The sequence below is a fragment of the Paraburkholderia diazotrophica genome (genome assembly GCF_900108945.1).
GTDB lineage: Bacteria > Pseudomonadota > Gammaproteobacteria > Burkholderiales > Burkholderiaceae > Paraburkholderia > Paraburkholderia diazotrophica.
Map to the genome: position 1 here is coordinate 259946 of NZ_FNYE01000007.1, position 15171 is coordinate 275116.

The 15171-nt window shown below is 63.4% G+C and carries 14 protein-coding genes and 1 pseudogene; 11 read left to right on the forward strand and 4 right to left on the reverse strand.

Annotation, left to right across the window (positions count from 1 at the left end):
• Window positions 1-30: 30 nt before the first annotated feature.
• The 5 genes from BMW76_RS12505 to BMW76_RS42805 all read left to right on the forward strand — a co-directional run bounded on the left by BMW76_RS12505 (window position 31) and on the right by BMW76_RS42805 (window position 4795).
• On the forward strand, window positions 31-1092 hold the full coding sequence (locus tag BMW76_RS12505; RefSeq protein ID WP_177200365.1) for an ABC transporter permease: 1062 nt from the start codon (window positions 31-33) through the stop codon (window positions 1090-1092).
• Window positions 1093-1193: 101 nt separating this feature from the next.
• On the forward strand, window positions 1194-1991 hold the full coding sequence (locus BMW76_RS12510; protein WP_245763199.1) for a class I fructose-bisphosphate aldolase: 798 nt from the start codon (window positions 1194-1196) through the stop codon (window positions 1989-1991).
• On the forward strand, window positions 1991-3544 hold the full coding sequence (locus BMW76_RS12515; RefSeq protein ID WP_143062253.1) for an AMP-binding protein: 1554 nt from the start codon (window positions 1991-1993) through the stop codon (window positions 3542-3544). The genes BMW76_RS12510 and BMW76_RS12515 overlap by 1 nt, the downstream gene beginning before the upstream one ends.
• 142 nt (window positions 3545-3686) lie before the next feature.
• Window positions 3687-4346, forward strand: a complete 660-nt coding sequence (locus tag BMW76_RS12520) for a TenA family transcriptional regulator (RefSeq protein ID WP_281248515.1) — start codon at window positions 3687-3689, stop codon at window positions 4344-4346.
• 224 nt (window positions 4347-4570) lie between these two features.
• Window positions 4571-4795, forward strand: a complete 225-nt coding sequence (locus BMW76_RS42805; RefSeq protein WP_407668949.1) for a cupin domain-containing protein — start codon at window positions 4571-4573, stop codon at window positions 4793-4795.
• A gap of 7 nt (window positions 4796-4802) precedes the next feature.
• Here the strand turns inward: BMW76_RS42805 and BMW76_RS12530 are convergent.
• The 3 genes and pseudogenes from BMW76_RS12530 to BMW76_RS12535 form a co-directional block, all read right to left on the reverse strand.
• A pseudogene (locus BMW76_RS12530) lies at window positions 4803-5489 on the reverse strand (ISNCY family transposase); the annotation flags it as partial.
• Entirely contained in the window at window positions 5426-5584 is a 159-nt protein-coding gene (locus tag BMW76_RS41100) for a hypothetical protein (protein ID WP_177200357.1), read from the reverse strand. The gene BMW76_RS41100 and the pseudogene BMW76_RS12530, both read right to left, overlap by 64 nt.
• A gap of 193 nt (window positions 5585-5777) precedes the next feature.
• The gene (locus tag BMW76_RS12535) at window positions 5778-7493 is read right to left on the reverse strand and encodes a hypothetical protein (RefSeq protein WP_177200366.1); all 1716 of its coding nucleotides are present in this window, start codon (window positions 7491-7493) and stop codon (window positions 5778-5780) included.
• A gap of 737 nt (window positions 7494-8230) precedes the next feature.
• On the opposite strand from BMW76_RS12535, the gene BMW76_RS12540 reads away from it, so the two are divergent.
• From BMW76_RS12540 to BMW76_RS12560, 5 genes are read left to right on the forward strand one after another with little or no spacing between them, the layout of a single operon-like run.
• Window positions 8231-8761 (forward strand): MarR family winged helix-turn-helix transcriptional regulator, encoded by a 531-nt coding sequence (locus BMW76_RS12540; RefSeq protein ID WP_090865439.1) that lies wholly within the window; start codon window positions 8231-8233, stop codon window positions 8759-8761.
• Between the two features lie 5 nt (window positions 8762-8766).
• Window positions 8767-10932 (forward strand): FUSC family protein, encoded by a 2166-nt coding sequence (locus BMW76_RS12545; RefSeq protein WP_090865440.1) that lies wholly within the window; start codon window positions 8767-8769, stop codon window positions 10930-10932.
• Between the two features lie 34 nt (window positions 10933-10966).
• A complete protein-coding gene (locus BMW76_RS12550; protein ID WP_090865441.1) occupies window positions 10967-11176 on the forward strand; it encodes a DUF1656 domain-containing protein in 210 nt (69 codons plus the stop codon).
• Complete coding sequence (locus BMW76_RS12555; RefSeq protein WP_090865442.1) at window positions 11173-12207, forward strand: efflux RND transporter periplasmic adaptor subunit; 1035 nt, start codon at window positions 11173-11175, stop codon at window positions 12205-12207. Before BMW76_RS12550 ends, BMW76_RS12555 begins: the two co-directional genes overlap by 4 nt.
• A complete protein-coding gene (locus BMW76_RS12560) occupies window positions 12204-13688 on the forward strand; it encodes an efflux transporter outer membrane subunit (protein ID WP_090865443.1) in 1485 nt (494 codons plus the stop codon). Before BMW76_RS12555 ends, BMW76_RS12560 begins: the two co-directional genes overlap by 4 nt.
• A 46-nt stretch (window positions 13689-13734) precedes the next feature.
• Here BMW76_RS12560 and BMW76_RS12565 read toward each other — a convergent pair whose 3' ends face one another.
• On the reverse strand, window positions 13735-14565 hold the full coding sequence (locus tag BMW76_RS12565; protein ID WP_090865444.1) for an alpha/beta fold hydrolase: 831 nt from the start codon (window positions 14563-14565) through the stop codon (window positions 13735-13737).
• Window positions 14566-14991: 426 nt separating this feature from the next.
• On the opposite strand from BMW76_RS12565, the gene BMW76_RS12570 reads away from it, so the two are divergent.
• On the forward strand, window positions 14992-15171 hold a 180-nt coding region (locus BMW76_RS12570; RefSeq protein WP_143062254.1), incomplete at its 3' end, for a hypothetical protein.

Genomic DNA, 15171 nt, shown 5'->3' on the forward strand with positions numbered 1-15171 from the left:
ACAGGCGCAAAGAATCCAATTGATCCCGCCATGCAGCGGAAGATCGACGGCATCCTGTCGACTGAATCTTCCATTCTTGCGGTAGCGCGAGTGCTCGAATTGTCGGGCATGGCGACGACTGCACGCGTGACGACAGTCTTTTCAGGCATCGGCGAGGATGTCGATAGTGTGCGGAAAATCAAAGGTCAGGCCTACGAGTTCGATGTGGTCGCTGGACGTCCTCTGTGGATGACCCCTGCGCCAGATGACGTCGTGCTAGGGCAGGGGCTCGCCGCTGTTCTCGGCTGCGATGTGCCTTCCGCGGGCTTCGCTCCGTTGCGGGCGGGCGAATCCCCCGCGAAGAGGTCGTTCTCGTGTCCTCGCGATCCGCTGCAGCTGTCGGTGATCGCCGAAGGTACGTCACATCCGAACGTCTCGTATCGGCGTCCGGCCGGCGTGATGGACTGGGGAATCAGGGAAGTGAACGACCGGCTCGTGGTACTGCCGCTGTCGGCTGCTCAACAACTTCTGGACACGCGTAGCGTGTCCGCGTATCACATCATGCTGCGCGGCGACGACGACATGAGCGATACGCAGCAACGTCTTGTCACGGCGTTCCGCAGGGCCGGCATCGACGCGCAGATATTTCGCTGGTCCGATAGAGCTTCGTTTTACTGGCAGGTCAGAGGCATTCTGATGACGTTCTTCGCGTTCATGCTGAGCGTGGCGATTATCGTCGCATTCGCGAGTCTGCTGAATTCGAGCTACATGAACTTCATGCATCGAAAACGTGAGCTGGCGTCGCTGCGATGTCTGGGTTATACGCGCCGGTTCTTGCTGGCGCTCGCCGCGCTCGAAAATGCATGGCTTGCGTTGATCGCGGGAGTGTCAGGTGTGTTAGCCGCAATCGCGGTAACTGCGTTGGTAAGGTCTGCGGGCTGGATGTGGACGCCACCCGGATCGAGCAATGCGGTGCCCATCACAGTTGAATGGGTGCCCGTGGTCTATGTCTGTAGCGTCGCTGTGCTCGTGCTGTTGGCTGCCTTGGCGGCAATAATACCGATGCGGCGCATTCTTGCCGTGCCTATCAGAGTGGTGCTTGCCGACAAGTAAGCTTTTTTCGGCCCAATTGATAAGGATTGCATATGAGTATTACAGGTAGGGGGCGACGTTGGTCGCGATTCATTGAGGGTTCGAGCGGACGCGCGCTGATCGTGCCGATCGATCACGGGCTGACGCTCGGTCCGGTGCCCGGTATCGACCGGCCCGATGATATGGCTGACTGGCTTGCGGACGATCTGATCACAGGACTCGTCGTACACAAAGGAATCGCGGAGCGACTCGGTAGCGTAGGCAATGCTGGCGTGATGATCCATCTGAACGGAACAATGTCGCTGGACGCACAGCCCGACCGGAAGGTCTTGCTGACACGTGTGGATGCGGCCATGCGACTGGGTGCAGACGGCGTCTCGGTGCAAACCAATTTCTGCTCTGAGAACGTCGGTGAGAATCTTCGCATCCTTGGCGCAGTGGTAGACGATGCTCACGAGTACGGCCTTCCCATCATGGTCATGCTGTACGACAAAACCGGGCCGCAGACGGGCAGCGAGGCCATGGCACGGATGCGCCATTTCGTTCGCGCGGCCGTTGAACTCGGTGTTGACGCAATCAAGCTCGGCGCGCCGCCGGATCTTTCTTCGATCGGGGAACTGATCGACGGAGTGCAGGCGCATACGTCGGTGGTTTTCGCGGGTGGGGACCGCAAGTCCGACGAGCAACTGCTTGCACTTGCGCGGGCAGCCGTCGAATACGGTGCGCGCGGTCTGTGCGTCGGGCGCAACGTGTTCCAGCACGGCGACCCGCGCCGTATGCTTCAAGAGCTCAGGAAGGCGTTGGGCATGCCGGGGCCCCGCGCCGCTGACGGCGGCTGTGAAGGCGCGCGTGGGGGCGCGTGCCGGTGCGTCGGCTCGTCGAACGTCACAGGGTGCAATCATCGGCACGGGAGCTCGTGATGCATGCGTCTATCAAGCGCGGCACAGGCTGCGTCGATCTGATGGTCGATCGTCATGTGCGGTCGGGGCGCGGTGCTCATCTCGCATTGATCGAGTGTTCTCGCGACGAACGTCGAACATTGTCCTATTGGCAATTGATGCAGGCGAGCCGACGCATCGCGCAAGAATTCGATCAGCAATTCGGCTCTGGCGTGACGGCGCGACGGATTGCCATAGTCGGCGGGAGCACACTCGAAACGATCTCCGCATGGCTTGGAGCGATGCGCGCCGGTCATCTGCCGTTCCTCGTGCATCCGGGCCTTGGCGCGGACGTATACGGCGCGTTGTTCGCGGATTTCGCGCCCGACTGCATTGTGCGTGATCGACTCGCTTCTCCGGCGAACGGGCGACTGTTGCGGTTCGTGGATCACGTGGACGACGGCGAGAGCGCTGACTCAGGCGACGACGCGGACGGGTTCCCCGAGTCATGCCCGGTACCCGATATGCGCCCCGCTTTCTGTCTTGCGTCGTCGGGATCGACAGGCAGAGCCAAAATCTGCGTGCATTCCCATCATGCCGTAGCGGCGTTCGAGCGAAACGTCACCAGGACGATGTGGGGTATGGGGGCGGACGATATCGTTCTCGGCACGAGCGGGCCGTATTTCTCTTTCGGCTTGCAAGGTATTCATCCCGCGCTGACGCTCGGAGCGACCTCTGTCCTTCTGCCCGACTGGAAAAGGCATGAGGATTTTCTTTCGACAATCGAGCAGGAGTCAGTCAGCGTCTTTCTGGCCGTGCCGACGCTGTATCACCTGCTGATGGTCAGGTCTTCAGGGCTGTATCGGGTGGATTCGCTGCGGCTCAGTCTATCGGCGGGGGAACGTCTGCCACGCGTGATCCGCTCGCGCTGGTCTCGCTTTTCGCGCTCGATCATGCTCGACACCGTAGGGACAACGGAAACCTTTCTGCCATACCTATCCGAGACTGCGGGCGCCGGGCCGGGCCTCCGGACAATCCCTGCGTTCGAATACGAGTTCGCGCGTGCCGAAAGCGATGTGCCCGAATCCGGCGCATTCACGCTACGTCTGACCAGCGACGCCATGATGTTAGGCCAGATCGGCACGAAACGCGCGGCGCAGTTCGAAGCCGCATCGAGGACTTTTGAGCCTCGTGACGTTTTCGCGCCGGAAGGCGACGGATGGCGTTTCCAGTCGCGCCAGTCGGAGCGCGCGAAGATCGGAGGTCAATGGATCTCGCCGCAAGACCTCGAAGAGTTTCTTTTAACCGACGAGCGCATCCTGAAGGCAGCTGCGATGCCGGTGGAAACGGCCGAAGGGCTAACGCGTCTACGCGCATTCATCGTGCTGGCGAATTCATCCGGCGATCCCGATCGCGTGATTCGCGACTTGACGCACCGCATGCGAGAGGAGTTGAAGCCAAACGCGCTGCGGCCTGACCGGATCGAGGTGGTCGATGATCTCATCAGCACACCGACGGGCAAGCTGCGCCGCGAGGCGCTGCGACCCGGGCTGCGCGGCATGCACGGCTATGTTCCCGTCATGCCGACGGTGTAGGGTCGGCTGTTCGGATGCCGATTGCGTGTCGCGAGTGTTTGCTTGTGTTGTGCAAGAAGTAGACCGCAGTCAGAGGGTGGTTTGCTTCGTTGAATGTGATTGAAATAACGGAGTATGTATGACTGAAACAATGGAAAGAACGATGTCGAGCGGCCTATGGGAGGCCGAACAGGTTTTCAAGGACAGGATCAGAGCACATCCTTTTATCGTGTCGTGCAGAGCGGGAACGATGAGGATCGAGACGCTCAGGCATTTCCTGGCACAGCATGCAAAATACAGCGGCCATTTCACTCGCTATTTGACAGCGCTGATGTCGAACCTGCAGACCCAGGGAGATTGCATGGCGCTTGCCGAAAATCTGCTTGAAGAGTTCGGGCTCGACGAAAGCGGTTCGGTTTCGCACGCCGAACTCTACCGGACGATGTTGCGCAATCTCGGCGTCGACGCGGAAGCCGAAAAAACGCTGCCGGAAACACAGAATCTCATCGACATGATGTACATGCAGTGTCGTCACACCGATCATGCGCGAGGGCTTGGTGCGCTTTGTCTCGGCGCCGAAGCGATCGTACCGGAACTCTACTCGGGAATTTTGGACGGCTTTATGAAGGCTGGCGTGTCCCCGGATCACTTGATGTTCTTCTCACTGCACATCGGATGCGACGACAGACATGCGGAAACGATGCGCCAGATCATGTGTCGTCTCGCAGAGACGGATAACGCGCGCTCGATCGCGATGATCAGCGCGGGCGAGGCTGTCGTCAACGCACGTTTGCGCCTGCTCGACGCGCTGGAAGCGAGGTAACTATCATGAATTCGACTCCGCAAGTATTCAGTTCGATCGATTTCCCATCGACGCCATCCGCTATCGAACCATCGATTCCGAACCGGCTGGTTCATCGTCGCGTACTGGAAGTGAACGACGCTGCGTTCTCTGAGGAGCGACGCCATCCTGTGGCACTTGTCGACCTGCCATCGCGCTCGATCAGCATGACCATCGGCGGGCTGGCGCCGGGACAGTCGTCGCGCATGCATAGGCATAACTATGAAACCGTCATCTATGTGACAAAAGGCAGGGGGCGCTCGCGCATCGGCTCGAAAGAGGTCGAGTGGGAGGCCGGCGACGCGCTCTACGTGCCGGTTTGGGCTTGGCATCAACACAGCAACACGGGCGACGAAGATGCCGTCTATGTCGCTTGTGAAAATGCGCCATTGCTGCAGAACCTGGGCGTCGCGCTGCGGGAGGAGCGCTAGGTCTCGAATCGGCCCCCTGATCGACACGTGCGATGCGATCGTACTGCCGGCAGGGCAGCACCGCCCGTTGGTCGGGATACTCGACCACCACGACGTACTCGTGCATCAGCGTGCGGGCAAACGGCGTGTCGTCCAGCAGGTACATCACCCAGTCGTACTGCACCGTCAATGCGTTGGATATCCTGCGTGGCACGCGATAGGCCAGTATCTGCCTGAGATCCTCGTCACCGTGCAACGGCCGATGCGCGTCGTGATCGCTTCGCGGCGGTTTGCTGAAACGCCGGTTGAAGTCCGCGATGAAGGAGGGCGCATACGCATTGGCTGCCTTCCGCGTGCTGATGCCACGCAGCCGCAGCTCCTTGACGAGGCGGTCCTGCAACGTCAGGTTGGCGCGCTCCACGCGTCCCTTCGCCTGGCTCGTGTTCGCGCAGAACGCGTCGATATTGAGCTGGTACAGGGCCCGGCCGAACTGCGTGACGCCGTTGCCCGCCGTCGCCGAACGGTCCTTCACATGGAAGACACTGGCCTTGTCGCTGTAGAACGCCACCGGCTTGCCGTGCGAACCCAGATACGTCGCCAGCGCCTCAAAGTAGCTGAAGGTCGACTCCGTCGCCGTGAAGTGCAGCGCGATCAGCCGCCCGGTCGCGTCATCGATGAACACCAGCAGCGTGCACGCGGGCGCCCGGGCCTCGCACGCACGCCGCTGAGCCGTCCTTTGACGACGGCTTCAATGACCTTGATGCGTTGCAGTTCCTTCATGCTGATCGTGACCAGACCTGGTTCGTTCATCACGGGCTCCGTCGTGTGCGTGCACCAGCAGGATGCGGCACGCGGAACCCAAACCGGACATTTCTAATTGGCCAGAACACGACATTAGGACGTAGCCCCTACAGCCGTTCAGGTGATAATTTATCTTATGTAAAATTAAAAACAGCCAGCGCCGACCTTTGAATCAACGCCGCCCACCAACCACAAACGCGCCCTAGCTATCCGGATGCCCCGCGACAAACCCAACAAACGCGTTATACGGAAGATTCACCGTCGCACCGTCGATCATGAGGCCGTACGTCGTATCGCCGCTATCGAGCACGTAGTACATCACGGACTGGATATTCTTCGTTTTTCTCGCCTGGTAGTAAGTCGCATAGCGCGACGTAATGTAATCCGCGCGATACGACAGGCTCTTCTCGGGCCCGGTATTCCACTCGGTCAGCAGGAACGGCACGCCATAACGCGCCTTGCAGTACGTCGGCAGATCGAAGCCGGGACCCGAGCCGTCGGAGCCGATGTCGAAGATGTCGCCGTACACCTCGTAGTTGTGCCACGTCGTCAGATCCCATCGCACCACCGGATGGCCGCTCGTGCCGTCCGGCTGCTTGCCATCCCACAACGCATCGGCGGCGCCGATGTCCGCGACGCAGAAGTTGACCCCGCATTTCGCACTGGATTGAGCCGACTTCACGCCGTCGATCATCCCGCGCATCACGCCGCGCATGATCGGCCAGTTGACGTTGCTGAAATCGACCGCCTTCGTGCCCGCGTTGGTCGAGTCGAGAATCATCGCGCCGTCGCGCGTCAATTCGTTTCCGCACTCGTACATCACGACGCCGTACGGCGCGAGCGCGCGCGCGACTGTCGCGCCGCATGAATACCCGCGGCTGTATGCCACCGATTCGCTTGCGAACAGCAAGCCGTTCGAATCGCGGATGCCGAGATTGACCAGCACGAACAGCGTCAGCCCCGCCGCCTGGAACGCCTGCGCGAGACTGACGACGGCGCCGAGCGACACCGGATCGTCTATGCAGCCGACGCGATAGGTCGAGCAGCCCATGTTCCGCATGATCGTCACGATCTGGGCCGGTGTGTAGCGATAGTCGTAATGCCCGTTGATGCCGTGGAACGTGCCGCTCGTCGCCGCGACGGCGATGCGCGGATCGCTGCACGGCATCCACTGGTCGAGATCGCTGCAGACATGGAACTGCCCGTCCGTCGACCGGTACCAGAGCTTGCCGCCATACCACAGCAGCATCGACACGTTCGACGTCGCGCCGACGACAGCGTTGTTGCGAAGGACGACGCCGTTGGCCACCGTCCACAGCGCGCCGACCTTGTCGATGATGTATGGCGACGCGGGAATCGCCGTGCCGTCCGCTGACGTGCCGCCAAGCCGCGGATCGTTGCACGCGAACCAGGTCGAGCCGCTCCATCCATAGAACTGTCCGCCTGTGCCCTGATGATAGATGCCGCCGCCGTACCACAGCAGCAGCGTCACGTTGTACGTGTTGCCCGCAGCGACGCCGTTGCGGTAGACCGATCCATTGACGAGCGTCCAGACGGCAGCCTGGTTGTCGGTGATCGAAGCGGCAGGCGGAATCGCGGTGCCGTTCGGCGATCCCGTCGATGTGTCGCTCGATGAACCCGTACTCGTTCCGCTGGATGACGCTGCACCCTTCCCGTTCGACGATCCCACAGTCGCGCCATTCGTCGAAGCGGGCGTCTTGCCGTTCCCGGCCGCAGCCGTCACACCCGCGCTAGTTGTCGTCGCGGACATACCCGTCGTACCCGTTGTGCTGTTGGCGCTAACGCTGGTCGCGCCGCCCTCGCCGCCTCCCGAGCCGCCTCCTCCGCCGCATGCGCTCAGCACGTGAGCACCGCCGAGTGCAGTCAGTAAACCGAGGAATTGACGTCGTTTGACCATGACAAAATAAATCCACTGCCGGGTCGCGCCCGGCGAAAAGCTTTGATGTGTAAGCGCAGCGTGCGTATTGACGAAAAATCGATCGGGTCGCCCGATATGTTTCGCCATCCTGATGAATCGCGTCCGATCTATCGCTGATGAGCCATCGACGGTGCTCCGTCGAGTGGGCACATTCGCGCGTCGGTTGACGGGAGTTCAATACAGGAACGATGCGGTAGTTCTTTCCACTTGCATCAGTGGCGATCTACTGGCTGGATATCGGCAGGCGCGGATCGCGTGTGCAGGGCCTGGCCGAAATAAAAAGAATTCTTTCGAAAGCGCTCGCCGCGTGGAAACGATGTGCTTTTGTCAGCGGTCGCCGCGCGTTGGGCAACGCAGGTGTCAGGCAACGCGGCGATCGCACGAGGCAACGGGCATGATGCGGGAAGACCTACCATCAACGGCACAAGCATGCGCGGGCAAACGCACAGAGGCCAAAGAATAACTTCCTTGTTAGTACCCTGTTTGCGCGCGCAGCGGGCCACTTTTTCCATCACGGCCAAGCCGGCAGACGGTGCGCGACACAGGCACTGAGCGCGTCACATGGATGCCAGAATCTAGGCTCGCGTCCTTCAGGCAGCCCCGCCCGCGCGCTTCAGCGCCTCCCATCACACGGAGAAAAAAGTTTGAAGTATTTCCTTAAAAATTGTAGGTCGATAGGATGCTAACGAATAAAAACCGACATACAATCCCGCCCCATGGCTAATCTTCATCTCCTGCGCCGCTCCGTCAGCAGCACGCTGGTCGTCGCCGCGCGCCGTTGGCGCCGCACGAGCCATACCGTGCTGTCCGCATACAACGTGTCGGAAGCCTGCGCAGGTCCGCTGCTGACGGCCAACCGTCTCGGCGAGGCCGTGCGCCAGGTGACGCTCGCGGAGCAGGTCGGCATCGAAGGGCCGTCGCTCGTGCGACTGCTCGATCAGCTCTGCGCGGCGGGCCTCGTGCGCCGCGACGAAGATCCCGACGACAAGCGCGCGAAAACCATCACGCTCACCGACGAAGGCCGCGCCGTCACCGCGCGCATGGAAGAGCGCCTGATGGACCTGCGCGCGCGCGTGCTCAAAGGCGTGAGCCGCGAGGACCTGGAGACGACGCTGCGCGTGCTGAATGCGTTCAACGCATCGCTCGATGCAACCACGCCGCCGCCCGTATCCGGCAAGGCCACGCCCGGCGACGACGGCCCATCCGCCCGCGCACCGGACCGCTCCGGCAGCAAAGGCAAAGCGTAAGCGCCATGGTCTATCCGTCAGTCCGCGACTGGCTGTTCTCCGCCAAGACGTTCGCGGCCGCGATGATCGCGCTGTACATCGGCCTTGCGCTCGAATTGCCGCGCCCGTACTGGGCGATGGCGACCGTCTACATCGTGTCTAATCCGTTCGTCGGCGCGACGCGCTCGAAGGCGCTGTATCGCGCGCTCGGCACGGCGATTGGCGCGGCGGCCGCCGTGCTGATCGTGCCGCCGTTCGTCGAGTCGCCGTTTCTGTTCAGCGTGATCGTCGCGCTATGGACGGGCACCCTGCTCTATCTGTCGATGAACGACCGCACGGCGCGCAGCTATGTTTTCCTGCTCGCCGGCTACACGCTGCCGTTGATCGCGCTGCCCGCCGTCACCAGCCCGACGACCGTGTTCGATCTCGCCATCACGCGTACCGAAGAGATTCTGCTCGGCATCGTGGTCGCGAGCATCGTGGGCAGCGTCGTGTTTCCGAGCCGCCTCGCGCCGACGCTGATCGAGCGCACCGACGCATGGTTCCGCGATGCCGCGTTCTACGCGAGCGAGACGCTGTCCGGCCACATCGCGGGCGCGTCGATTTCGGCTTCACGCCAGCGGCTCGCGGCGACCGTCAACGGCCTTGAATTTCTGTTGAGCCAGCTGACCTACGATCACACGCGTCCCGACATCGTGCGCCGCGCGCGCGCGTTGCAAGGGCGCATGCAGATCTTCCTGCCGTTGATTTCGTCGATGGCCGATCCGCTGATCGAACTGATGCGCGAGCGTGGCACGCAGCCGCCCGAAGTCGCGGCGCTGCTCGCCGATGTCGCGCAGTGGATCAAATCGCCCGCACTCGAAGCGAGGCACGCCGACGAAATCGACCGCGAGGCGGAAGCGCTGCGCGAGCGCATCGCCGCGATGAAGCCGCCCGCGGCATCGCTTGCAAGCTGGCATGTCGCGCTGCTGTCGAACGCGCTCTGGCGTCTGGGCCAGGTCGTCGATGTGTGGCAGGACATCCGCAGTCTGCGCGCGGGCATCGTCCACGAAACGGCGCAGTGGCGGCCGCGCTTTCGTCACTGGCGCATGGGCGGCACCGAGCGCTTCTTCGATCGCGGGATGATGCTGTTTTCCACGGCGTCCGCTGTCGGCGCGATCATCCTCGCGTGCGGACTGTGGATCGCGTCGGGCTGGAACGACGGCGCGGGCGCGGTGACGCTCGCGGCCGTGTCGTGCTGCTTCTTCGCCGCGCTCGACGAGCCGGCGCCCGCCGTCTTCAAGTTCTTTCTTTCGACCTGCGCGAGCGTCGTGTTCGCGGGCCTGTACGTGTTCGCGGTGCTGCCGCACGTGCACGACTTCGCGATGCTGGTCGTCATCTTCGCCGGGCCGTTCCTGATCATCGGCACGCTGATTCCGCGCCCGCAGTTCAATCTCGTGACGATGCTCGTCGCCGTCAACACGGCTACGTTCATCAGCATACAGAGCGCTTACGAGGCCGACTTCTTCGTGTTTCTCAACAGCAACCTGGCGGGCGTCGGCGGCCTGCTGTTCGCGTTCATCTGGACGCGCGCGACGCGTCCTTTCGGCGCCGAACTCGCGGCTGCGCGGCTCACGCGCTCGGCGTGGTCCGATGTCGTGGTGAGCGCATCGACGGCCGCGATCGAGGACCAGCGCAATCTGTACGCGCGCATGCTCGATCGGCTGATGCAACTGCTGCCGCGTCATGCGGCAACCGATTCGCACCGCCACCCGTCGATCGAGAGCTTCCGCGATTTCCGCGTCGCGCTGAACGCGCTGGACCTTCGGCGCACGCGCCGCAAGCTGACAGGCGACTTGCAGGACACCATCGATGACGTGCTCTCAGGCGTGCGGCAGTATTTCGAGCAATGCATCGCGCGGCGCGCGCGGCAGCCGGTACCGCCTGCGCTGATTGATGCGATCGATGCCGCCGTCGGACTCGTGACGACGCGCAGCATCGAAGAGGCGCAACGCGCATCACATGAGCGGGCGCAACCAGCGCAACCTGGACAGGAAGCTCCGCAAGACCAGGGGCAGAGCCGCACGCCCCCGCCCGCCGAACGCTGGCTGCGCGATACGCTGCATGCGCTCGTCGGCATGCGTCTGTCGCTGCATCCGCCGCACACGGCGCCAGGCAGCAACCCGCCCGCGCAAGAGGAGACGTCCGCCTGATGGCCACTCAACCCTTTTCATTCTGTCGACGCACATGATCGGCGAAATCGACGTTCTCGGCGTATTCGTGCCCGCCGTGCTGGTGCTGATGTTGATCGCCTATCTGCTGAATCTGGCGATCCGCACCGTGCTCGCGCGCATCGGCGTGTATCGCTTCGTCTGGCACCGTTCCATTTTCGACCTCGGCATCTATGTACTGGTGCTGGGGCTTGTCGTCATCGTTTCGCACCGGCTCATAACGTGAAAAAAACCTGGTTCTCCGTCGGGCAGATCCTGCTCACTCTCATCGTCGTCGCGATTGCCGCCGCCGTGCTGTGGAAGCTGGTCGACTACTACATGTTCGCGCCCTGGACGCGCGACGGCCACGTGCGCGCCGACGTCATCCAGGTCGCGCCCGACGTGTCCGGGCTCATCACGCAAGTGAAGGTCGTCGATAACCAGGAGGTCAAGCGCGGCGACGTCCTCTTCGTGATCGACCAGGCGCGCTACGAGCTTGCGCTGCGCAACGCGCAGGCCACGGCGCAGCAGCGCCGCGCGACGCTCGATCAGGCGCGCCGCGAAGACGCGCGCAACCGCGCGCTAGGCAATCTCGTTGCGCGCGAATCCGTCGAAGAGACACACTCGCGCGTCGAACAGGCGGCCGCCGCGCTCGCCGATGCCGAAGTCGCAATCGACACGGCGCGTTTGAACCTGCAGCGCACGGTGATCGTGAGCCCCGTCGACGGCTACCTGAACGACCGCGCGCCGCGTGCCGGCGAGTTCGTGTCGGCGGGACGCGCGGTGTTGTCGGTGGTGGACATGCACTCGTTCCGCGTCGACGGCTACTTCGAGGAAACCAAGCTGCACGGCATCGACATCGGCCAGCCCGTCGACATCAAGGTGATGGGCGAGCCGAACGTATTGCGCGGGCACGTGCAGAGCATCGTCGCCGCGATTGAGGATCGCGACCGCCAGCAAAGCGCCAACCTGCTGCCCAACGTGAACCCGGCGTTCAGCTGGGTGCGTCTCGCGCAGCGCATTCCCGTGCGCGTCGCGCTCGACGAGATTCCCGCCGACTTCCGCATGATCGCGGGCCGCACGGCGACGGTATCGGTGCGCGGCCCCGGGCCGTCGATCGGAAAGCCTGCGGCTTCGGATGCTATTGCTGCATCGGCGCCTGGCGCATCGGCATCGGCATCGGCCTCCGCAGGTGTGGGCGCATCGACGGCGCGCGCGGCTGTTGCCGGCGCGTCGCCGTCCAGCGCAACGCAACCTGCTTCGGGCGCATCACGATGAAACGCAATCCGTTCATGACGGCAGCGCGCGCCGGCCGCGCGTGGCTGCCCGCCCTGCTTCCCGTCGCGCTGGCGCTGAGCGGCTGCATGACGGTCGGCCCGAATTACAAGCTGCCCGACAACGCGATGGTCAATGCGCCGTATGCGAACGCGGCCATCGACGGCGCGGACAACGCGCCCGTCACGCAGCAGCCCGTACCGTCGAAGTGGTGGCGTCTGTACGACGATCCCGTGCTCGATCAGCTGCTCACGCAGGCGCTCGCGTCGAATACCGATTTGCGCGTCGCTGCGGCCAATCTCGCGCGCTCGCGTGCGCAAGTCGACTTCGCCAACGAACAGGGTGGCTTCTCCGGCAAGACGTCGGCGGCTTTCCAGCGCGCTCAGGAATCGGCCGAACAGTTTCTGCTGACGGAGAAGCTTCCCGTCGTCACGGAAGGCGCGCTCGATCTGAGCGTGTCGTATGAATTCGATCTGTTCGGCAAGCTGCGACGCGGCGTGGAGGCCGCGAAGGCCGACGACGAAGCCGTCGAAGCCGCGAGCGATCTCGCGCGCATCACGGTGGTCGCGGATGTCGTGCGCGCGTATGTCGAATCGTGTTCGGCCGCCGACGAACTGAAGATCGCGCAGCAATCGCTGTCGTTGCAGAGGCAACGGGTCAAGCTCACGCAGCGGCTGCGCGACGCGGGGCGTGGCAACCAGCCGGACGTTACGCGCGGACAGACGCAAGCCGACACGCTCGCCGCGGACATCCCGCGCTTCGTCGCGCGCCGCCGCGCGGCGCAGTACCGGCTCGCGATGTTGCTTGCGCGCGCGCCGTCGGATCTGCCGCCCGCTGCCCTCGCGTGCAACAAGGTGCCGCATCTGACGCAGCCGATTCCCGTCGGCGATGGCGCCGCGCTGCTCAAACGCCGCCCCGACGTGCGCCAGGCCGAGCGGCAACTGGCGTCGTCGACGGCGCGCATCGGCGTCGCGACGGCGGCGCTGTATCCGTCCGTGAGCTTCGGCGCGTCGGTGGGCTCGGTCGGCGTCGCCGAAGACCTGTTGGGCGCAGCGACGAACCGCTGGGCGTTCGGGCCGCTGATCAGCTGGACTTTCCCGATCAACGGGCAACGGGCGCGCGTGCATGAAGCGGAGGCATCGACGGGCGGCGCGCTCGCACACTTCGACGGCGTCGTGCTCAACGCGCTGCGCGAAACGCAGACGAGCCTGTCGAACTACGCATCCGACACGACGCGCGCCGATGCGCTGCGCACCGCGTACAAATCGGCCGTGCAGTCGGCGGACGAAACGCATCGGTTATATGCCGCGGGCCGTGAGTCGTTCATCGACGACCTCGACGCGACGCGCACGCTCACGAGCGTCGCCGCGCAGGTAGCGGCTGCGGATGGCCAGGTGGCAATCGATCAGGTGAACCTGTTCCTCGCGCTCGGCGGCGGATGGGAGAAAGACAAGGACGTGGCGGCGGGCGCGAAGAACGAGTAGCCGGCGAGCGGAGCGCCGCTCACCGACTCTCCACTCTTGTCGGAGACTATTTCTCCGGCGCGAACGCCGTGCCCGCGAAGCGCTCGATCACGCCGTTGAAGAGCGCCGGCCTTTGCAGCGGCGCGAAATGGCTGACGTTCGGCAGCACGATCAGTTCGGCGTCGGGGATGGTTTGCGCGAGATACGCGGCGTGCTCCTGTCTGATGAACTCGTCGTGCTCGCCGATGGCCACGACGACGCGCACGCCGATTCGCGCGAGATCGTCGGCCGAATAGTTGGGCTGCGTCCGCTGCATGTCGCTGACGGCGGCGACGAATACATCGAAATCGTCGGGTGTCGCGGACAGCGTCTTGTAGTCTTCCCGATGCCGCTTGAAGCAGCGTTCGATCACGGGCGTCGATGCGAATTCCTTTGCGCCGCCCGGGTCCATGTTGCACGCGAAAAAGAATACGCCCGCGACGCGCTCGGGAGCGCGCCGGGCGAGGACCAGCGCAGTGCACGCGCCGTCGCTCCAGCCGACGAACGCCGCCTTCTGCACATGCAGCGCATCGAGTACGGCGAGCACATCGTCGGCCATCAGTTCGTAGCTGTAGGGCCGCGCGTCGCGCGTGCTGCGCCCGTGCCCGCGGCTGTCGATCAGGATCGCGCGGTAGCCGGCATCGACGAGCGCGGGCACCTGATAGCCCCAGTTGCCACGATGCCCGAGGCCGCCGTGCAGCAGGACGACGGGCTGGCTCATCGCGGGCTGGTTGCCCGCGCCGTATGTCGACCACGCGATGCGCGCGCCTTCGTTGTCCACGAAGCCTTCGTCGTCCGCAGCGGGCAGCGGCGCGGCGCCGTGTGCTTCGAAATGCTTCAGGTCGTCGTCTGATTCCATGTCGGTGGCTCTCCGTCGCGTGGCGCATCGAATGAACGCGTCATTGTGGCATCGGGGTGTTCATTCGGTGCTGTTGGGGGAGCGGTTGGGCAGTGGGGTCACGCGCGACGAAACGCCTGATGGTCGGCCGCTCGCCGCGTTCGCCGGTTATCTCGATAAACCTCTTTTTATCCGTGCGCGGAAATAAGTCCGCGCGACGCGGGCCCTTGAAATCATTGCAGCGGCCAATTTAACGCCCATATTAGCCGGTCTGTCGAAGGTCAAATTTTGTGATGTTTATCTGCTGCGCGTGAACGGCGCCCCATTTTTCGGGTTTCTTTGATTATATTGGCGGGCAATTCCGTTCCAGGGTCGGCGAAAATTCACGGATAAATCTGGACTTCGGATTCCTCATCATCGTACCGTTGGCGTTTTCAAGGAGAACAAATGGCGGAATTCGATCCGTTGTGGCGAGATATAGCGGGGCGTCAGGCGTACTTCCTGGATGTACCAGGCACGGCAAGCGCGCGGGCGCTGTCGGTCGTGTCGTTCGAGGCGGTCGAGAAGATGGGCGCGCCGACGGAGGTCTGCATCGTGCTGACCCACCCGCAGCGGCTCGCGTGTGCT